At 36.3% G+C, this 383-nt stretch carries 1 protein-coding gene; it reads left to right on the plus strand.

From position 1 onward, the window contains the following. On the plus strand, positions 1–334 hold a 334-nt coding region (locus tag CHM34_RS19705; RefSeq protein ID WP_206093872.1), incomplete at its 5' end, for a hypothetical protein. Between the last annotated feature and the right edge of the window lie 49 nt (positions 335–383).

A 383-nucleotide genomic window follows, 5' to 3' on the forward strand; every position in this document is an offset into this window, starting at 1 on the left:
GAATTTATTATGTATTTCTCTATCTATTGGACGAATTAGTAATGGAATCTCAGAGCTCTTTTATGAGTTTATCCTCTATATCTTGTGTTTTATGAAGTGGGAGATGGTGAGGCTTGAAGCTGAAGCAAGACTCTCCACATCAAATTCAATCCTCTTGTCTAAGAATGACTTGATGGAGAACACTAAGGAACCGATTGATCTTTTCTTGAAACGTTGGAGCATGAAAGTAGGCAAGGCCTTCAGGGAGAACTCTAATATCATGAAAAGGACAAATAGCAACAATAGCAGTAGTGAGAATACAATTAATCTAGATAATCATACAACTGATCCCTAGTGGACATTTAGTTCTAATCTCCCAAATGGAATTGCTCACAAAAAAGAGA

It is taken from the genome of Paludifilum halophilum, from assembly GCF_002245355.1.
Classification (GTDB): domain Bacteria; phylum Bacillota; class Bacilli; order Thermoactinomycetales; family DSM-45169; genus Paludifilum; species Paludifilum halophilum.